General features: G+C 68.5%; 16 protein-coding genes. 10 read left to right on the forward strand and 6 right to left on the reverse strand.

Features of this window, described 5'->3' with window-relative positions; translation table 11 throughout:
• The first annotated feature begins 32 nt into the window (after positions 1-32).
• The 5 genes from gsiB to R9B84_RS25585 all read left to right on the forward strand — a co-directional run bounded on the left by gsiB (position 33) and on the right by R9B84_RS25585 (position 5,390).
• Positions 33-1,595, forward strand: a complete 1,563-nt coding sequence (gene gsiB / locus R9B84_RS25565) for a glutathione ABC transporter substrate-binding protein GsiB (RefSeq protein WP_423762804.1) — start codon at positions 33-35, stop codon at positions 1,593-1,595.
• A 67-nt stretch (positions 1,596-1,662) separates the two neighbouring features.
• Entirely contained in the window at positions 1,663-2,583 is a 921-nt protein-coding gene (gene gsiC, locus R9B84_RS25570) for a glutathione ABC transporter permease GsiC (RefSeq protein WP_423762805.1), read from the forward strand.
• Positions 2,584-2,590: 7 nt separating this feature from the next.
• Positions 2,591-3,484, forward strand: a complete 894-nt coding sequence (gsiD, locus tag R9B84_RS25575) for a glutathione ABC transporter permease GsiD (RefSeq protein ID WP_423762806.1) — start codon at positions 2,591-2,593, stop codon at positions 3,482-3,484.
• Positions 3,484-4,566: a P1 family peptidase gene (locus R9B84_RS25580; RefSeq protein ID WP_423762807.1), complete on the forward strand. Its 1,083-nt coding sequence runs from the start codon at positions 3,484-3,486 to the stop codon at positions 4,564-4,566. The genes gsiD and R9B84_RS25580 overlap by 1 nt, the downstream gene beginning before the upstream one ends.
• Positions 4,563-5,390, forward strand: coding sequence for a M55 family metallopeptidase (locus R9B84_RS25585; protein ID WP_423762808.1), 828 nt, complete (start codon positions 4,563-4,565; stop codon positions 5,388-5,390). Before R9B84_RS25580 ends, R9B84_RS25585 begins: the two co-directional genes overlap by 4 nt.
• Before the next feature lie 35 nt (positions 5,391-5,425).
• On the opposite strand, the gene R9B84_RS25590 is transcribed toward R9B84_RS25585, so the two are convergent.
• Positions 5,426-6,205 (reverse strand): alpha/beta fold hydrolase, encoded by a 780-nt coding sequence (locus tag R9B84_RS25590; protein ID WP_423762809.1) that lies wholly within the window; start codon positions 6,203-6,205, stop codon positions 5,426-5,428.
• 142 nt (positions 6,206-6,347) lie between these two features.
• On the opposite strand from R9B84_RS25590, the gene R9B84_RS25595 reads away from it, so the two are divergent.
• A complete protein-coding gene (locus R9B84_RS25595) occupies positions 6,348-7,127 on the forward strand; it encodes an AraC family transcriptional regulator (protein ID WP_423762810.1) in 780 nt (259 codons plus the stop codon).
• Positions 7,128-7,591: 464 nt separating this feature from the next.
• Here the strand turns inward: R9B84_RS25595 and pcaG are convergent, their stop codons facing one another.
• From pcaG to R9B84_RS25610, 3 genes are all read right to left on the reverse strand, one after another.
• Entirely contained in the window at positions 7,592-8,185 is a 594-nt protein-coding gene (pcaG, locus tag R9B84_RS25600) for a protocatechuate 3,4-dioxygenase subunit alpha (protein ID WP_423762811.1), read from the reverse strand.
• Positions 8,186-8,188: 3 nt separating this feature from the next.
• Positions 8,189-8,896 (reverse strand): protocatechuate 3,4-dioxygenase subunit beta, encoded by a 708-nt coding sequence (gene pcaH, locus R9B84_RS25605; RefSeq protein WP_175022237.1) that lies wholly within the window; start codon positions 8,894-8,896, stop codon positions 8,189-8,191.
• A gap of 277 nt (positions 8,897-9,173) precedes the next feature.
• On the reverse strand, positions 9,174-9,737 hold the full coding sequence (locus tag R9B84_RS25610; RefSeq protein ID WP_423762812.1) for a YiiX/YebB-like N1pC/P60 family cysteine hydrolase: 564 nt from the start codon (positions 9,735-9,737) through the stop codon (positions 9,174-9,176).
• A gap of 120 nt (positions 9,738-9,857) precedes the next feature.
• Here R9B84_RS25610 and R9B84_RS25615 point away from each other — a divergent pair, with 120 nt between their 5' ends.
• The 4 genes from R9B84_RS25615 (at position 9,858) to R9B84_RS25630 (ending at position 12,515) form a co-directional block, all read left to right on the forward strand.
• Positions 9,858-10,595 carry a helix-turn-helix domain-containing protein gene (locus tag R9B84_RS25615; RefSeq protein ID WP_423762813.1) on the forward strand — a complete coding sequence of 246 codons (738 nt, stop codon included), beginning with the start codon at positions 9,858-9,860 and terminating at the stop codon, positions 10,593-10,595.
• Between the two features lie 77 nt (positions 10,596-10,672).
• Positions 10,673-11,659 (forward strand): pca operon transcription factor PcaQ, encoded by a 987-nt coding sequence (gene pcaQ, locus R9B84_RS25620; protein ID WP_423762814.1) that lies wholly within the window; start codon positions 10,673-10,675, stop codon positions 11,657-11,659.
• A gap of 127 nt (positions 11,660-11,786) precedes the next feature.
• Positions 11,787-12,146 (forward strand): type II toxin-antitoxin system RelE/ParE family toxin, encoded by a 360-nt coding sequence (locus tag R9B84_RS25625; RefSeq protein ID WP_423762815.1) that lies wholly within the window; start codon positions 11,787-11,789, stop codon positions 12,144-12,146.
• A gap of 72 nt (positions 12,147-12,218) precedes the next feature.
• Positions 12,219-12,515, forward strand: coding sequence for an XRE family transcriptional regulator (locus R9B84_RS25630; protein WP_011355454.1), 297 nt, complete (start codon positions 12,219-12,221; stop codon positions 12,513-12,515).
• Between the two features lie 88 nt (positions 12,516-12,603).
• On the opposite strand, the gene R9B84_RS25635 is transcribed toward R9B84_RS25630, so the two are convergent.
• Positions 12,604-13,878 (reverse strand): APC family permease, encoded by a 1,275-nt coding sequence (locus R9B84_RS25635; protein ID WP_423762816.1) that lies wholly within the window; start codon positions 13,876-13,878, stop codon positions 12,604-12,606.
• A 117-nt stretch (positions 13,879-13,995) separates the two neighbouring features.
• Positions 13,996-18,507: a DEAD/DEAH box helicase gene (locus tag R9B84_RS25640; protein ID WP_423762817.1), complete on the reverse strand. Its 4,512-nt coding sequence runs from the start codon at positions 18,505-18,507 to the stop codon at positions 13,996-13,998.
• Positions 18,508-18,704: the final 197 nt, after the last annotated feature.

An 18,704-nucleotide genomic window follows, 5' to 3' on the forward strand; every position in this document is an offset into this window, starting at 1 on the left:
CGTTACCGAATCATCCACAGGAGCCCACCAAGATGAACAAGCCGTATTCGTTCCCGATGTTCCGTCCGCGCGCGCTGCTCGCTGCGGGTGCCGGCGCGCTTGCGTTGTCGGCTGCGGTGCCCGCGTTCGCGCAGCAGAACGTCGTGGTCGCCGTGTACTCGACGTTTACGACGATGGACCCGTACGACGCGAACGATACGGTGTCGCAGGCTGTCGTCAAGTCGTTCTACGAGGGCCTGTTCGGTTTCGACAGGAACATGAAGCTCGTCAACGTGCTCGCGACCAGCTATACGGCGTCGCCGGACGCGAAGGTGTACACGGTCAAACTGCGCCAGGGCGTGAAATTCCACGACGGCACCGACTTCAATGCCGCCGCGGTGAAGGCGAATTTCGATCGCGTGACCGATCCGGCGAACAAGCTGAAGCGGTACGGCCTGTTCCGGGTGATCGAGAAGACCGAAGTGGTCGATCCGAGCACCGTGCGGTTCACGTTGCGCGAGCCGTTCTCGGCGTTCATCAACACGCTCGCGCATCCGTCCGCGGTGATGATTTCGCCGGCCGCACTGAAGAAGTGGGGGCGCGACGTGTCGCTGCATCCGGTCGGCACCGGGCCGTTCGAGTTCGTCGAATGGAAGCAGACCGACGACATGAAGGTGAAGAAATTCGCCGGTTACTGGAAGAAGGGCTATCCGAAGATCGACACGATCGACTGGAAGCCGGTGGTCGACAACAACACGCGCGCCGCGCTGATCAAGACCGGCGAAGCCGATTTCGCATTCACGATTCCGTTCGAGCAGGCGAACGATCTGAAGAGCAATCCGAAGGTGGACCTGATCGAGGCGCCGTCGATCATTCAACGCTACATTTCGCTGAACACGCGGCAAAAGCCGTTCGACAACCCGAAGGTGCGCGAAGCGCTGAACTACGCGGTCAACAAGGATGCGCTCGCGAAGGTCGTGTTCGCCGGTTACGCGACACCGCAGACGGGGGTTGCGCCGATGGGCGTCGAATACGCAACGAAACTCGGGCCCTGGCCGTATGACCCGGCGAAGGCACGCGCGTTGCTTAAGGAAGCCGGTTATCCGAACGGCTTCGAATCGACGCTCTGGTCTGCCTACAATCACACGACGGCGCAGAAGCTGATCCAGTTCGTCCAGCAGCAGCTCGCGCAGGTCGGCGTGAAGGTGCAGGTGCAGGCGCTCGAGGCCGGCGAACGGGTCGCCCGGGTGGAAAGTGCCCAGGATCCGGCGACGGCGCCGGTGCGGATGTACTACAGCGGCTGGTCGGCGTCGACCGGCGAGGCGAACTGGGCACTGTCGCCGCTGCTTGCTTCGGAGTCGGCGCCGCCGAAGCTGTACAACACGGCGTACTACAAGAACGGCCTGGTCGACGACGACCTCGCGCAGGCGCTCGCCACGACCGATCGCTCGAAGAAGGCCACCCTCTACGGCGATGCGCAGAAGCAGATCTGGGCCGACGCGCCGTGGATCTTCCTCGTGCAGGAGAAGATCGTCTACGCGCGCAGCAAGCGCCTGCAGGGCATGTACGTGATGCCGGACGGCTCGTTCAACTTCGACGAGATCTCGCTGAAATGACGGCGGTTTGCCCGCCACGCGGCGCCGGCGGCGCAAGCTGCCGGCGCGCTGATTCGATCGGTGCCCCATGCTGAATTTCCTCGTCAAACGCCTGTTCGGCCTGCTGCCCACGCTCGCGATCGTCGCGGTGCTGGTGTTCCTGTTCGTGCACCTGCTGCCGGGCGACCCGGCGCGGCTCGCGGCCGGCCCCGAAGCCGACGACGCGACGGTCGCGCTCGTGCGCGCCGATCTCGGCCTCGACAAGCCGATGCCAACCCAGTTCGCGAACTTCTTCATGAAGATCGCGCACGGCGATTTCGGCATGTCGACGCGCAGCAAGCGGCCGGTATCGACCGAGATCGGCGAGCGCTTCATGCCGACGCTGATGCTGACGCTCGTCAGCATGGTGTGGGCGACGTTGTTCGGGATGGCGATCGGGATCGCGTCGGCGGTGTGGCGCAATCGCTGGCCCGACCGCATCGGGATGACGATCGCGGTGTCGGGCATCTCGTTTCCCGCGTTCGCGCTCGGCATGCTGCTGATGGAGATCTTCTCGGTGAAGCTCGGCTGGCTGCCGGTCGTGCCGGACGGCACGTGGAAGAGCTACGTGCTGCCGTCGCTGACGCTCGGCGCCGCGGTCGCGGCCGTGATGGCGCGCTTCACGCGCGCGTCGTTCGTCGAGGTGCTGAACGAGGATTTCGTGCGCACCGCGCGCGCGAAGGGCGTGCACGAGCCGATGGTCGTGCTCAAGCACTGCCTGCGCAACGCGATGATCCCGGTCGTCACGATGATGGGGCTGCAGTTCGGCTTCCTGCTCGGCGGCTCGATCGTCGTCGAAGCCGTGTTCAACTGGCCGGGGCTCGGGCGCCTGCTCGTCGACGCGGTGACGATGCGCGACTACCCGGTGATCCAGGCGATCGTGCTGCTGTTCTCGCTCGAATTCATCCTGATCAACCTGACCGTCGACGTGCTGTACGCGGTCATCAACCCGACCATCCGGTTCAAGTGAGGCGTACATGAACGCGACTGTCCAGCCCGCGGCACCGGCCGCATCGACCGCGATCCGCACGCCGTGGCGCGAATTCTGGCGCAAGTTCCGCAAGCAGACGGTGGCGCTCGTCGCGGGTGGCTTCGTGCTGGCGCTCGTCGTGCTGGCATTCGTCGGCCCGCACATCGTGCCGTTCGATCCGGAAAACTATTTCGACTACGAAGCACTGAATGCGGGGCCGTCGGCCGTGCACTGGTTCGGCGTCGATTCGCTCGGCCGCGACATCTTCAGCCGGATCGTCGTCGGCACGCGCATCTCGCTCGCGGCCGGCTTCTTCTCGGTCGCGCTCGGCGCGCTGATCGGCACGATCTTCGGGCTGCTCGCCGGCTACTACGAAGGCTGGTGGGATCGCATCACGATGCGCATCGCCGACGTGCTGTTCGCGTTCCCGGGCATCCTGCTCGCGATCGGCGTGGTCGCGATCCTCGGCAACGGGATGGTCAACGTGATCTGCGCGGTGGCGATCTTCAGCATCCCGGCGTTCGCGCGGCTCGTGCGCGGCAACACGCTGATGCTCAAGCACATGACCTACGTCGAGGCCGCGCGCAGCATCGGCGCGTCGGACTGGACGATCATCATGCGGCACATCCTGCCGGGCACCGTGTCGTCGGTCGTCGTCTACTTCACGATGCGGATCGGCACGTCGATCATCACGGCCGCGAGCCTGTCGTTCCTCGGGCTCGGCGCGCAGCCGCCGACGCCGGAGTGGGGCGCGATGCTCAACGAGGCGCGCGCAGACATGGTGACGGCGCCGCACATCGCGGTGTTCCCGAGCCTCGCGATCTTCCTGACCGTGCTCGCGTTCAACCTGCTCGGCGACGGGCTGCGCGACGCGCTCGACCCGAAGCTGGAGCGCCGCTGATGCGTGCCGGTCCGATGTGGGCGACGACGCTGCCGGCCGGGCCGCGCGGCACGATCGCCGACGTGCCGGGCGTGACGGTCGGCCATTGCACGCTCGCCGACGGCAACGTGCAGACCGGCGTGACCGTCGTGAAACCGCATCCGGGCGATGTGTACCGCAGCAAGGTGCCGGCCGGCGCGGCCGTGATCAACGGCTTTGGCAAGAGCGTCGGGCTCGTGCAGGTCGACGAACTCGGCACGCTCGATACGCCGATCGCGCTGACCAATACGTTCGGCGTCGGCGCGGTCGCGCAGGCGCAGATCCGCGCGGCGATCGCCGCGAATCCGCAGATCGGCCGCGACTGGTCGACCGTCAACCCGCTCGTGTTCGAGTGCAACGACGGTTATCTGAACGATATCCAGGCGTTCGCGGTGACGGCCGCGCATTACGACGACGCATGCCGCGCCGCGTCGCGCGACGTCGCACGCGGCGCGGTGGGCGCCGGGCGCGGGATGTCGTGCTTCGATCTGAAGGGCGGGGTCGGCTCGGCGTCGCGCGTCGCCGTCGCGGCCGGCCGGCCCTATACGGTCGGCGCGCTCGTGCTCGCGAATTTCGGCCGGCTGCCGATGCTGACGCTCGGCGGCGTGCCGCTCGGGCGCATCGTCGCGCAACGGCGGGCGGCCGGGGCCGCGCACGCGGCGCCGCCCGAGCAGGGTTCGATCATCCTGTTGCTCGCGACCGATGCGCCACTCGATGCGCGGCAACTGTCGCGGCTCGCGCGCCGTGCGGGCGCGGGGCTGGCCCGCACGGGTTCCGTCTACGGGCACGGCAGCGGCGACATCGCGCTCGCATTCTCGACCGCGTACACGATCGCGCACGACGCGTCGACCCTCGCGCTGCCGGCCCTCGTGGCCGATGCGGCGCTCGACCCGCTGTTCATGGCCGCGGCCGAAAGCGTCGAGCACGCGATCGCCGATGCATTGCTGCAGGCCGTGACGGTCGCCGGGCGCGACGGCCACGAGCGGCAATCGCTGCGCGACGCGGTGCCCGATCTCGATCACCTGTTTAACGAAGGCAACGAAGGGCGTTCTACCCAGTCATGAAGATCCTGATCTCGACCGACATCGAAGGTGTCGCCGGCGTATTCGCCACCGAGCAGACACGTGCCGGCAATCCGGAATACGAGCGAGCGCGCCGCTGGATGACCGCCGAGGCGAACGCGGCGATCGAAGGCGCGTTCGCGGGCGGTGCGCAGGCCGTCTGGATCAACGATTCGCATGGCGGCTTTCGCAACCTGCTGCCCGACGGGCTCGATGCACGCTCACGCGTCGTACTCGGCAAGCCGCGCACGCTCGGGATGATGGCGGGCCTCGAACAGCAGCCCGACCTCGTGTTCATGATCGGCTATCACGCGAAATCGCAGACGCGCGGCGTGCTCGCGCACACGATCAACAGCTTCGCGTTCACGCAGGTATGGCTGAACGGCGTCGAGCTCGGTGAAGCCGGGTTGTACGGCGCGCTGGCGCGCGAATATGGCGCGCGCGTCGCACTGGCAACCGGCGACGACGTGTTCGCCGAGGAAACGCAGCCGCTGTTTCCGGACGCGCGTTTCGAGACGGTCAAGACGGCCGGCGGCGCATCGAGCGGCGACACGCTTACGCCTGCCGCATCGTGCGCCCGAATTGCGAACGCCGCGCGCGAGACGGTTGCGCAGGCGCTGTCGTCCGGTTGTCGCGCGGGCGCACATCGCCCCGCGCCGGCCGCTTGCACGCTGCGCGTGCAGACGGCCGCGCTGGCCGACCTGTTCTGCGTGCTGCCGTCGCTCGAGCGCGTCGATGCGGTGACGCTGCGCTTCGACGGGCCGTCGGTCGAGCATGTGGTGCGCACGCTGAACAGCCTGTCGGCGATGTCGTTCATGCTGCGGTGATGCGTGCCGCAACGATGCCGCTTGCGCGCGGCGGGTCAGTCGCTGGCGACGGGGTGTGCTGTCGCGGCGAGCAGGAACGCTTCCATCGCCGCGACCAGCGCGAGCGGCGTCTCGTTCATCGGATAGTGGCCCGCGTTGCGGAGCACCTCGACGGTGGCGCGCGGATAGCGCCGCAGATAGGTGCGCGCCATCAGCGCCGCGTCGAACGCCGGGTCGTGTTCGCCGATCAGCACTTTCACCGGATGGATGCCCGCGATCTCGTCGCTGAAATCCGTATCGGCCCACGCGCGGAAGTACGCGCCGAACGCATGCGCCGACGAACAGGCTGCCGAATACGCGGCTTTCCACTCGACCCAGGCGGCGGGCAACCGGCCACCGGTGCTGCGATCGATGATGGTCCTGCGATCGGCGAGGGTGTCGGCGGCGCGCTCGAATAGCGCGCGTCGCCCGGCGTCGAACGGCAGGCCGCCGCACGGCACGGGCGCGATCGGCACCAGCGCGCGTACGCGTTCGGGCGCGACGGCAGCGATTTTCTCGATCGCCATGCCGCCCATCGAATGGCCGACGAGGCTGAAGGTCGGGAAGCCGAGCATGTCGGCGAGCGCGAGCGTGTCGGCGGCGATCTCGTCGATCGTGTAGTCGCCGCGTGCGTCGCGCATGCGGCCGTAGCCGCGATAGTCCATGAACACATAGCTGAAGCGCTCGCGCGACAGCCACGCTTCGACGGGTTCGAACGCGCGGGCGTCGCCGAACCAGCCGTGCAGCACGAGAACAGGGTGGGGGCCGTCTCCCACGCGATGAAACGTATTGGGCATGTCCGCTCCGATGAGGTTGTTATCCGGCCGATCAGGCCGACGGGTCTTGCGGCCGTCAGGTCGCGCAAGCGTGGAGCGGATCGTAGATGGATCGAAGGAGACCCGCCTTCGATATCGGGTCATTGATGATGGAATTCGGGCCGTGAGAAATACGCTGCTAGATCCCTACGAACACATTCCCCGGAGCGTGGTCGTGACCGCCAACGACTATGCGGCGGGCACGACGTTTCCGGAACACGCGCACGGGCGCGGGCAATTCGCGTTCGCGTCGCGCGGCACGATCAGCGTGTCGACGCCGCACGGCCGCTGGCTGGTGCCGCCGCAGCGTGCGTGCTGGGTGCCGGCCGGCGTGCGGCACGAAATGACGATGACCGGGCCGGTCACGATGCTCAACACGTTCGTGTCCGGCGACGCCGCGCAGGAAGCGGGCCTGCCCGGGCAGTGCGGCGTGTATGGCGTGTCCGCGTTGCTGCGGCAACTGATCGACGATGCGATCGACCTGCCGGCCATGTACGACGTCGATGGCCGTGCGGGCAAGCTGATGGCGCTGCTGATCGCGGAAATCGCGACGATGCCGCGCCTGTCGCTGCATGCACCGCTGCCGGCCGACGCACGGCTGGCGAAGGTGTGCCGGCACCTGTTCGCGTCGCCGTCGATCGCGGCCGATCTCGACCAGGTGGCCGCCGACGCGGGCGTGAGCCGGCGCACGTTTACGCGGCAGTTCCGCGCGCAGACGGGCGTGAGTTTTGCCGCGTGGCGTCAGCAGGTGTGCATGCTCGCGGCGATTTCCCGCCTGAGCGACGGGCAGCCGGTGACGCGCGTCGCGCTCGATCTCGGGTATGCGAGCGCGAGCGCGTTCACGTCGGCGTTTCGCCGCATTCTGGGCGACACGCCAAGCCGGTATCTGGAGATTCGGCGCTAAGCGGAAGGAGTCGCCGACGCGCGTGCCACGCCCGTTTGCCGGTCGCAGCCGCAAAAAAATACGCGCCTGCCCAATTCGGTCAGACGCGTTTAAAGGCACTCGGTCAGAAGAAATGCACGCACAGCCAGCGGGCCGGTGTCGCGCATTACTTGCGTAATTGTTGCTTCTTCCGATTCAATCGTGTCGGTGCGTTGCGGATAACGAAGGATACGCCGCATAACGCGCAAACGATACACCGCCGAACGGACGATTCATGTGCTGTCGCAGCATGCGTTTCAATCGCGCGTTCGATGTAGGGGCAGAAGTCCCGACCAATGGACATCGACAACCGTGTCCCGGCGCGATGCAGCGCAGCATCGAAAGATTGACGGCACAGCAAAAACGCCGCGTGGCGCGATGCCTGTCGGTATCGCGCCACGCGGCGGTGCGTCTGCATCCGGAACCGGCCTGCGCCGGCGCGTGCGTCAAACGTCGAAGAACACCGTTTCGTCCGGCCCCTGCATGCGGATATCGAAGCGGTAGACGACCGGGCGGCCCGGCTGCGCGTCGCGTTTCGCGACGAGCGTCGCGCGGCGCTCGGCCGGCACCGCGTTCAGCACGGGGTCGGCTGCGTTCGCCGCGATTTCGTCGTCGAAGTACACGCGCGTGAACGCGTGGGTGAGGATCCCGCGCATCATCACGGTCACGTTGACGTGCGGCGCTTCGTCGGCGGCGACGCGGCCCGGCTTCACCGTCTCGACGACGAAGCGGTGCTGCGCATCGGTGCCCGTGCCGACCCGCGCGAAACCGGTGAAGCCGGATTTCGCGATGTCGTCGCGCGATGCGGGGAAGCGGCCCGAGCTATCCACCTGCGTGAATTCAAGCACTGCGTCGCCGACGACGTTGCCGTCGCCGTCGAACACCTGCCCGACCAGCAGCACGTGCTCGCCGTCGGCGTGCGTCGCGGCGATCGTCGGCGTGAACAGGCTTTTCAGGTCGTAGTCGTATTGCTGCGGGCACAGGCCGTATGCGAAGTACGGGCCGACCGTCTGCGAAGGGGTTTGCTTCAGCGTCGTCATGGTTCAGCGCTCCATCGGGGTAGCGTCGCGGCCGCGCAGCACGATGTCGAATTCGTAGCCGAGCGCATAGCCTTCTTCGGTGATGTCCATCGAGAAGCGCGAGATCAGGCGATCGCGCGCGGCCTCGGGCGTGCCCTGGAAGATCGGGTCGTACGCGAGCAGCGGGTCGCCGGGGAAGTACATCTGCGTGACGAGACGCGAGCCGAAGTAATCGCCGAACAGCGAGAAGTGGATGTGATTCGGGCGCCACGCGTTCGGATGGTTGCCCCACGGATACGCGCCGGGCTTGATCGTCAGGAAGCGGTAGCGGCCTTCGTTGTCGGTCAGGCAGCGGCCCGCGCCGAGGAAGTTCGGGTCGAGCGGCGCGTCGTGCTGGTCGACCTTGTGCACGTAGCGGCCGGCCGCGTTCGCCTGCCACACCTCGACGAGCGTGTTGCGCACGGGCTTGCCGCCTTCGTCGAGCACACGGCCCGTGACGACCATGCGTTCGCCGAGCGGCTCGCCGTTCTTCACGGCGTTCTTCGTCAGGTCGTGGTCGAGCGCGCCGAGATCTTCCGCGCCGTAGACGGGCGCGTACTGGTCGCGCAGCTTCTCCTTCAGCGGGATCAGCGGGCGGGTCGGGCCGCGCTTCACGGACGAGCGGTACTCGGGGTGGACATAGGCCGGATGCGACGGCCAGTCGCGCGGCGTGAGGATCGTGGGGGAATCCATCGGGCGTCTCCTGATAGGTATTTCACGAAGTGGATGGCAGGACTTTAGCCAATCCGGAAAGTTATGCAAAATGACCTTTTTTCGCGAGACGCATAACCGTTCGTTATGTTCGCGGCGCCAATGAAAAATCCGCCGGACAGGATGCCTGTCCGGCGGATGAAAGCGATCGGGCTTCGCGTCGTCGGTGACGACCCCGTGCACGGCCCTCCAGCCAGCCCGTCGCTATTTTTTGTCTTTTGTTCTTGTTGTTATCCGGCCTCCCTGAGCCTGACCGTTGTCATTTGCAGCCGGGATCGAACACGATCCCGTCGAATTCGAGCGACAGCGTGCCGCTGCGCAGCAGTACGGCCGGCGTCGCGGCCCGGTCGGTGCCGATCACGTCGCTCACGTACTGCGCGCAGAACCCGCGCCGCGCCCTCAGGTTGAAGCGGTTGCCGAGCAATGCGTCGATCCGTTGTTCGGCCGTCGCATGCGCGTTGCGCTGCTCGTCGGCGGTCGGTGCCGCGACGCGGCGCGCCAGCGCGATGCGGCCGCCGTCGGTATGGGCGACGAAGCGCGACAGCGGCGTGAGCTTCGTCCACGCAAACGCGGGCTCGGCGATCACGGGTTCGTCGCCCGACGTATCGACCACGATGCCGAAGCGATTGGCCCATGCGCCCGTCGTGCCTGCCGCGTCGCGCGGCGAGCCGGCCGGCACGCGGATGAACACGAGATCGCCTACATGCGCGCTGGCGGCCAGCGTGCGGACGGTGGCGAGCGGCATCGTGCGATCCGTGTCGCGTGCATCGCGCGGTGCGGTGTGCTGCGGTTCGTAAGCGGCGGCGTCGGTTCGGGTGGCCATTTCGGCTCCGTCGTTGAGTGACAGGACGGAGCGGATTATGCAGACAAGTAACCAAAAGTGTTCAGATGCATGCGCAGGTAGCCTAATATCCGACCTGGAGCATCATTTTTCGATACCAAAATGACCGAAACCGCCCAACTCATCGAAACGCTGAAGCGCCAGTTGAAGGCGCAGGGAATGACCTATCGCGACGTCGCGCGTGCGCTCGACGTCTCCGAGACGAGCGTGAAGCGGCTGTTCGCGAGCGGCCGCTTCACGCTGGAGCGCGTCGCGGAGATCGCGCAGTTGCTCGGCTATACGCTGGCCGAGCTCGTGCAGGAGGCATCGGCGTCGGCGCCGAGGCTGCACGTGCTGACCGAGCAGCAGGAGGCGCTGCTCGTGTCGGACGAGAAACTGTTGCTCGTCGCCGTCTGCGCGATCAACTACTGGACCGTGCAGGACATCGTGTCGGCCTATCGCATGACGAAGGCCGAATGCGTGAAATACCTGCTGATGCTCGACCGGATGAACGTCGTCGCGCTGCTGCCGGGCGACCGGATTCGCGTGCGCGTCGCGCGCGATTTCGACTGGCTGCCGGGCGGGCCGATCCGCCGTTATTTCCATGCGCACGCGCTTGGCGATTTCCTCGACAGCCGTTTCGACGGCGCGGGCGAGACGATGACGTTCTCGCAGGGGATGCTGACGGAGGCGGCCGCCGCGGAGCTCGAACTGGAATTGCGCCGGCTGCGCAGCAAGGCGGCCGCACTGCATGCGGAATCGTCGTCCGCGCCGCTCGGGCAAAAGCACGGGACGGGCTTGCTGATCGCGACGCGGATCTGGGAGCCGACCGGTTTCCATGCGCTGCGGCGTGATGCGTGACGTTTCACCGAATGCTTGGGACTATCCGGAAAGTTATGCAAAATGGCATTTCATCGTCATTTGCATAACCACCCGTTATGAATAACCGTATCGCCGACGGCCGCGTCAAGTTCCGGCACCTGCAGTGCTTTCTCGCGGTCGCGCAGTTGGGCGGCGTGCAAAAGGCGGCCGAAAGCCTGTCGATCACGCAGCCGGCCGTGTCGAAGACGATCGCCGAACTGGAGGCGATCCTCGGCGTGAAGCTGTTCGAGCGCGGCAGGCAGGGTGCGCAGCCGACCCGCGAAGCGCAGTTGTTCATGCCGCATGCGAACGCGTGCGTGCTGGCGCTGCGGCAGGGCGTCGGGCTGCTCGCGCGCGAGGGCGGGGCCGCCGCGGCGACGCTGGAAATCGGCATGCTGCCGACCGTCGCGGCATCGCTTGCGCCCGCGTTGATGAAGGCGCTGGCCGAGCGCTGGCCGCGCATCGTCGTGCGGATCGCGACGGCCGCGAACGCCGATCTGCTGGAGCGCCTGAAGTCCGGTGCGATCGAATGCGCGATCGGGCGATTGTCGGAGCCGGAGCGGATGATCGGGCTCGCGTTCGAGCAGTTGTACAACGAGCCGCTCGTCGCGGTGGTGCGCGCGGGGCATCCGCTGCTGTCGAGCGCGGCGCCGGCCGCCGAGCTCGCGCGCTATCCGGTCGTGCTGCCGCCGTACGGCACGCTGATCCGGCAGTCGGCCGAGCAACTGCTCGGCGCATGCGGCGCGCCGCCGCTGGATTCGTTCATCGAGGTGTTGTCGGTATCGGTCGCGCGCGCGCTGGCGCTCGAGAACGACGCGGTGTGGTTCGTGCCGCTCTACGCGGCCGAATACGATCTGTCGGCCGGTGCGCTGGCGCGCCTGCCACTGCCGTCCGCGGGGACCGACGAGCCGGTCGGGCTCATTCTGCGCACCGATGCGCAGCCGTCGCCGGTCGCACGAACGCTGATCGATGCCGTGCGCGAGATCGCGCGGTCGCGGTTCGGCGACAAGCGCCCGCACCGGCCGCCACGCGCCGCGCGCAAACCGGCTCGCGGCGATCGCTGATCCTTCGGGCCGTGCGGCAAGCCCGGCTCAATCCCTTTCGCCGCTTCTGGATTGGCCATCCGGCCAGTAGCCGTCCTTGCGGTGCTTGGCATATCGTATCGTTTTTGGTACGATTGGTGGCAAGACGATGGCGAGACAGCAGATTCAGGTCACGCTCGGCGTGCGGTTCTTTCGCACGGCCCGAGGCAACGAGCCGGTGCGCGAATGGCTCAAGGCGCTCGGGCACGTGGAGCGAAGGGCGATCGGCGAAGAGATCAAGACCGTTCAACTCGGCTGGCCGCTCGGCATGCCGCTGGTCCGGAAGATGGCGAAGGATCTGTGGGAGATCCGCGTGATGCTGCCGGGGCGGAGCGCCCGCGTGCTGTTCACGGTCGTCGGCGACACGATGGTCCTGCTGCACGGCTTCTTCAAGCAGTCGCGGGCCACGCCGTCGGACGATCTCGACGTCACCGTCGCGCGTCTGAAAGCGCTGACGCACGCCATTTGAATTCCCGGTTGCGCCGCAACCCACCGTCGTCGACGGTCGGGCAGCCGGCAACGCCATGCACTGGAGTACGACATGACGACCACGAACAACCCGCATATCGGCAGCGACTTCGATACCTTCCTCGAAGAGGACGGCAATCTCGAAGCGGCCACCGCCACCGCGATCAAGCGCGTGATCGCGTGGCAGATCGGGCAGGAAATGAAGGCGCAGCACATCACCAAAACCGCGATGGCCGCGCGGATGAAAACCAGTCGTGCCGCGCTCAACCGGCTGCTCGACGAAACCGACACGAGCCTCACGCTGGCGACGCTCGCGAGCGCGGCCGCCGCGCTCGGCAAACGGCTCAGCTTCGAACTGGTGCCGGCCTGACCGAAGCGATGCACGCGGCGATCCGTCCAGCGATCTGCCGGCGCGTCGTCGCGAGCGGGCGGGTGTCAGCCCGCGCGCGCACGGCGGGTCATTTGCGCGGCCCGGTCACCTGCAGATAAAGCAGCGCACCGCCCGCGAGCAGCAGCGGGCACAGGAGATACCAGCCCGTCGTCAGGAACAGCCCGGCAACCGCAACCAGCGAAATCCACGCGCAGCGGTAAGCGATGCTGCCGCGCGGCAGCAACTTCAGCGCGGCGGCCGCACCGAGCCCATACACCATCACGAAACACCCGGACGTCACGAGCACGAGCGGTTTCGGTCCAACGTCCGAGATCGTCGTCGCGGCCAGCGCGACGGCCGCGAGCACGGCGATCACGCCGAGGCTGCGGCGCGGGACGCCGCCGACCTGGCTGCCTTGCGCGAGCCACGCGGGCAACGCACCGTCGCGCCCGAGCGCCGCGCCGAGCTTGGCCGCGCCCGCGAAATACGCGTTCATCGTGCCGAGCGTGAGCAGCAGCGCGGCCGCGGCTGCGAGCACCTGTGCATGGCCGCCGATGCCGCCCGCGATCAGTTCGGCGAGCGGCGCGCCCGATGCGCCGGCAGACGGCCCGAGCACCGTCACGCTCGCGGCCGCGACCGACAGATACAGGAACCCGACGACCACGACCGCAATGGCGGCCGAGCGCGGCATGTCGTGCGCGGGCCGGCGGAATTCGGCCGCGAGATGCGTGATCGCTTCCCAGCCCGCGAAGCTCCACACGAGCAGCGCGGCGGCCTGGCCGACCGCGAGCCAGCCGTGCGGCGCGAACGGCTGCAGGTTCGCGGTGCGCGCATGCGGTGCGGACGCCAGCACCGCGGCGAGCAGCAGCGTGACGAGCAGCGCCGACAAGACGAGCTGCATGCGGCCCGATACGGTGACGCCGAATGCATTCGCGGCCGACACGGTCGCAATCAGCGCGGCAGCCGTGACGATGACCGTCGTGTGCCCGCCGCCCGTGACGGCCGCGACGTACGCGCCGCCGAACATCGCAGCGGCCGGCGCGCCGGCCGGCACCGCGAAATAGAAGCACCAGCCGACGATCGCCGCCGCTTTCGGCCCGAATGCGCGCCGCGCGTAGGTCGAAACGCCGCCCGCGTCGGGATAACGCGCGCCGAGTGCGGCGAAGGTCGCCGCGAGTGGTCCGGACAGCACGACGAGCGCGGCCCACGCGAGCAGCGACGCCGGGCCCGCGACCTCGGCGGCCAGCGCAGGCAACGCGATCACGCCGGTGCCGAGCACCGCGCCGATATACAGCGCGGCACCCTGGAAAATGGTCAGCGAGCCCGCGTGATGTGCGGCGGGCGAGTCGGCATGCGAAGTCATCAGTGGCAGTCTCCGGAAGTCTTGTTTTGTCTGGGCGCGGGAGCCCGCGCGGGCAATCGGTCGATGCTACCCGAACGATGCCGGCAGCGCGGCCCGGCGATCAGTAGTCTGTGGATGTCAGCAGTGGCGCGCGAGCCGCAGACGCGCGTCCTCGCGCGCGGCGGGCGACAGTTCGGGCGCGTAGTGGAACGTACCCGACACGAGCGATGCGACCGGCACGCCGTCGCGGAACAGCACGCGATTGCCGGCCAGCGCCGGTACCTTGTCGCCGGGCAGCAGCGTGCCGGCGAGATTCAACGGGTCGGCGCCCGTCACGCATACGGTCTGCCCGTCACCGGGTTGCCGCCGTAGTTCGCGCAGGATCGGAATCGCCTCGGGCAGCGCGAACTGCTCGCCCGCGAGCCCGGCGACGAAACGACCGCCGCGAATCTCGCCGCGCGCTTCGAGGCGTTGCAGCACGCGCGCGAGTTCGCGCCAGCTCGGCAGCCAGTCGGCTTCGCGTTCGAGCAGCCGCCAGAACACGACGCCGTAGCGGCGCAGCAGCGTCCACGCGATATGTTCGAGCGCGTCGGGATCGGTCGCGGCCGGGCCGCGCTTCGGCGCCGGCGCATCGTCCGGCGGCGCCTGACGCTGCACGAGCGCCCAGCGGCCCGCGTCGTCCATCCCGCCGATCAGCGCACCGCCGCGTCGCGTGCGCGGCGCATAGGTCGCGCTGCGCTTGACGGCCGGCTTCAGCAGCGCGCGCAGGCCCGCGTAGCTGTCCGCATTCACGAGGCCGGCCGATACGAGTTCGCCGAGCGCCTGTTCGAGTTCGACGGGCAGCATGTGCAGGTCGTCGAGCAGCGCATCGAAGAACATTGCGCCGTGCGCGGCGAGCGCGTCGCGCACCTGCGTGGCCCTTGCGGACAGCGCCGGTTGCGCATCGGGGTCGCGCAGCGCCTGCCATGCGGCGAGGTGGCGGCGCGGCAGCAGCACGATCGGTGTCGTCTTCACGGGCGTGCCGGCCGCGCGTGCCGGCGCGCCGATGCGCGTCCACACGAGCTTGCCCGAGCGGCACAGCTCGTCGAGGCCGCCCGCCATATAGTCGGTGAGCCGCGCGGGCAGCAGCGCGTCTTCCCATGCGCTCGCCGCGGCCTCGAAGCCTTCGAGTTGTTCGACGACGGCAGCGAGCGCGTCGCGGCCGGTGCCGCGCGTGTCGGGCGTCAGGTGCTGCCAATGGAACAGGAAGCGCATGAAGTCGGCGCGTTCGACCGGTTCGATCTCGCGGCGCAGCCGCTTCACCGTATAGCGATGAATGCGCGCGAGCAGGTGGCGTTCGCACCATTCGTCCGTCGTCGCGCCCGGCGTGAACCGGCCGCGCATCACATAACCTTCGCGCTCCAGCGCCGCGAGCGCCGTCGCGATCGACGCCGGCGGCAGGCCGAGCGGTGTCGCAATCGCGTCGAGCGCAAGCGGCCCGAAGCCGGTGAGCCGCGCGCGAACCACGTCGACGAGTGCGGCATCGGCTTCCCACGGTTGCGCGCAGGCGGCCGGCACCTTGAGCGGCGGTGTCACGCGTGCGTCGGGATGCAGAGCGCGCATGCACACGAGCCGTTCGACCGGCACCCACAGCGCGGCGCCGCCCGGCGCGACGAGTTTCGTCGCGCGGCGGCGTTCCGCGAGTTCCGCGAGCCGGTCGGGCCAGCCTTCGTGTGTGTGCGCTTCGCCGTCGGCGATGCATGCGAGCGTGAGCAGCGCATCGTGCATTTCGTCGGCGTCGCGCACGAGCGGCCATGCTTCGTCGCGCACCGCATCGATCGCATCGGCGTCGAGCGCGCCGAGATCGTCGGCCGATTCGGGATCGCTCCAGCGGCGCGACTGCACGGCCTGCGTGCGGCGCTCCTCGAGCGGCGCATCGTCGAGGAACGCGTAGGGTTTCGCGTTCAGGATCTCGGCCGCGAGCGGCGACGGCGCGGGCAGGTCGCGCGCGACGAGCTCGATCGCGCCGCTTTCGATCCGGCGCAGCAGCGCGAGCCAGCCGTCGGTGTCCATCGCGTCGTGCAGGCAATCGTCGAGCGTCTGGTCGACGAGCGGGTGATGCGGTATCTCGCGTTCGCCGACGATGTTCTCGAGGCACGCGACCTGGTCCGGGAACACGGTCGCGAGCAGATCCTCGCTCTTCATCCGCTGCAGTTGCGGCGCGGTGCGCCGGCCACCCGTGAAGCGCGGCAGCGCGAGCGCGGTCGTCGCGTTCCAGCGCCAGCGCACGCCGAACATCGGCGCGTCGAGCAGCGCCTGGACCAGCACGTGCTCGGCGCTGGCCGAACGCAGGTAGCGCCACACTTCGTCGAGCGCGAAGCTGTGCGCGAGCGACAGCGACAGGATGATCGCGTCATCGGTCGCGGCGGCCTGCAGCTCGAAGTTGAAACTGCGGCAGAAGCGCTTGCGCAGCGCGAGCCCCCACGCGCGGTTGATGCGGCTGCCGAACGGCGAATGAATCACGAGCTGCGTGCCGCCCGATTCGTCGAAGAAGCGCTCCATCACGAGCGTGTCCTGCGTCGGCAGCGCGCCGAGCGCGGCACGCGTGCGAGCGAGGTAAGCGGCGATCTGGTGCGCGGCGTCGGGCGACAGGTGGAGATCGTCGACGAGCCAGCGCAATGCTGGTGCGAGTCGGCTTTCGGCGGGAGCGATCGCGGTGCCGTCGGCGTCGTTTTGCAGATCGGCTGCGGAGCCTGTTTCGACTTCCGCCCTGGCTTTCGCCTTGCTTCGCGCTCCCGTCTTGCTCACGGACTCGCCGCCCGCGCGCTTGCGTCCGCCGGCGTCGGCGTCCGCTTGCCGGTCGCCGTCGGCGAACAACCCGTCGAGCCGCGCGCGCAGCCGGCCGACCGCCGCCGACAGCTCGTCGCTGCGCCCCGGCGCTTCGCCGAGCCAGAACGGAATGTTCGGCGACTGGCCCTGCGCGTCCTCGACGCGCACGCGGCCCGTTTCCACGCGAATGATCCGGTACGACTGGTTGCCCAGCTGGAACACGTCGCCGGCCAGGCTCTCGATCGCGAAATCCTCGTTGACGGTGCCGACCTGGATGCCCTGCGGTTCGAGCAGCACCGCGTAGTCGGCCATGTCGGGGATCGTGCCGCCCGAGGTGGTCGCGGTCATCATCGCGTTGCGGCGCCCGCGCACCGTGCCGCCGACCACGTCGCGATGCAGGTATGCACCGCGCACGCCGCGGCGGCTCGTGAAGCCTTCGGCGAGCATCGTCATCACTTCGTCGAAACGCTCGCGCGTCAGCCGCGCGTACGGCGCCGCGCGCGTGAAGCTTGCGTACAGCGCGTCCTCCTGCCATTCCGCGCACGCGACTTCGGCGACGATCTGCTGCGCGAGCACGTCGAGCGGCGCTTCGGGAATCCGCAATGCGTCGAGTTCGCCGCGTTGCACGCAATCGAGCAGCGCCGCGCATTCGACGAGTTCGTCGCGCGACAGCGGGAACAGCCGGCCCTTCGGCACGCCGCCGACGTGGTGCCCCGAGCGGCCGACGCGCTGCAGGAACGGCGCGATCCCGCGCGGCGAGCCGACCTGGCAGACGAGATCGACATCGCCGATGTCGATGCCGAGTTCGAGCGATGCCGTTGCGACGAGCAGCTTCAGTTCGCCGCGCTTCAGGCGCTGCTCGGCATCGAAGCGGTGCTCCTTCGCGAGACTGCCGTGATGCGCGGCGATCGCTTCCTTGCCGAGCCGATCGGCGAGATGGCGCGCCATGCGCTCGGCGGTGCGCCGCGTGTTGACGAACACCAGCGTCGTGCGATGCGCGGCCGCGAGCCCCGCGATCCGGTCGTATATCTGTTCCCACACGTCGGTCGCCATCACGGGTTCGAGCGGCACGTTCGGCAGTTCGAGCGCGAGGTCGCGCTCGCGCGTGTGGCCCGTGTCGACGATCGTGCAGTCGCGCGGCGCATCGGCCGGCCCGCCGACCAGGAACCGCGCGACCGCGTCGATCGGTTTTTGCGTGGCCGACAGCCCGATGCGCGGCAGCGCGCGGCCGGCCAGCGCGTCGAGACGTTCGAGCGACAGAGCGAGATGGCTGCCGCGCTTGGACGATGCGAGCGCGTGGATTTCGTCGACGATGACCGAGCGCACGTTCGACAGCATCTGTCGCCCCGACGTGGACGACAGCAGCACGTACAGCGACTCGGGCGTCGTGACGAGGATGTGCGGCGCGCGCTTGCGCAGCGCGGCGCGCTCGGCCTGCGTCGTGTCGCCGGTGCGCACGGCGGTGCGGATCGCCGGCACCGGCAGGCCGAGTTGCGCGAGCGATTCGGCGATGCCGGCGAGCGGCGCGTCGAGGTTCACGTGGATGTCGTTCGACAGCGCCTTCAGCGGTGACACGTAGACGACGAGCGTCGCATCGGGAAGCGTGCCGTCGTGCGACAGCGCATCGCGCACCAGCTCGTCGAGCGCGCACAGGAACGCGGTGAGCGTCTTGCCGGAGCCGGTCGGCGCGGCGACGAGCGTCGACCGTCCGGCCTTGATGTGCGGCCACGCGAGCGCCTGCGCGCCGGTCGGCGCGGCGAACGTGCGCCGGAACCACGCGGCGACGGCCGGGTGGAACACGTCGAGCGCACTGGCGGCAGGGCGGGTAGCGGTGACGTCCATCGAAGCGTTGAAATGGGGTGCGAGTGTGCGGGCGGATCGCGTGAATCGTCAGTGTGCCAGACGTCGCGTGTGCGTGCCGGGCACTGCGGGCGGGGGAGCGCGCGAGTCGGAGATTCAGATGAGGCGCGGTGCCGGCATTTCAACAGGCGCGCGCGGGGCGGTACCCGTTCGGTTACGGGTGCCGGATCAGCGGGAGG

It is taken from the genome of Burkholderia sp. NLJ2 (assembly GCF_049487195.1).
Taxonomy (GTDB): Bacteria; Pseudomonadota; Gammaproteobacteria; order Burkholderiales; family Burkholderiaceae; genus Burkholderia; species Burkholderia pyrrocinia.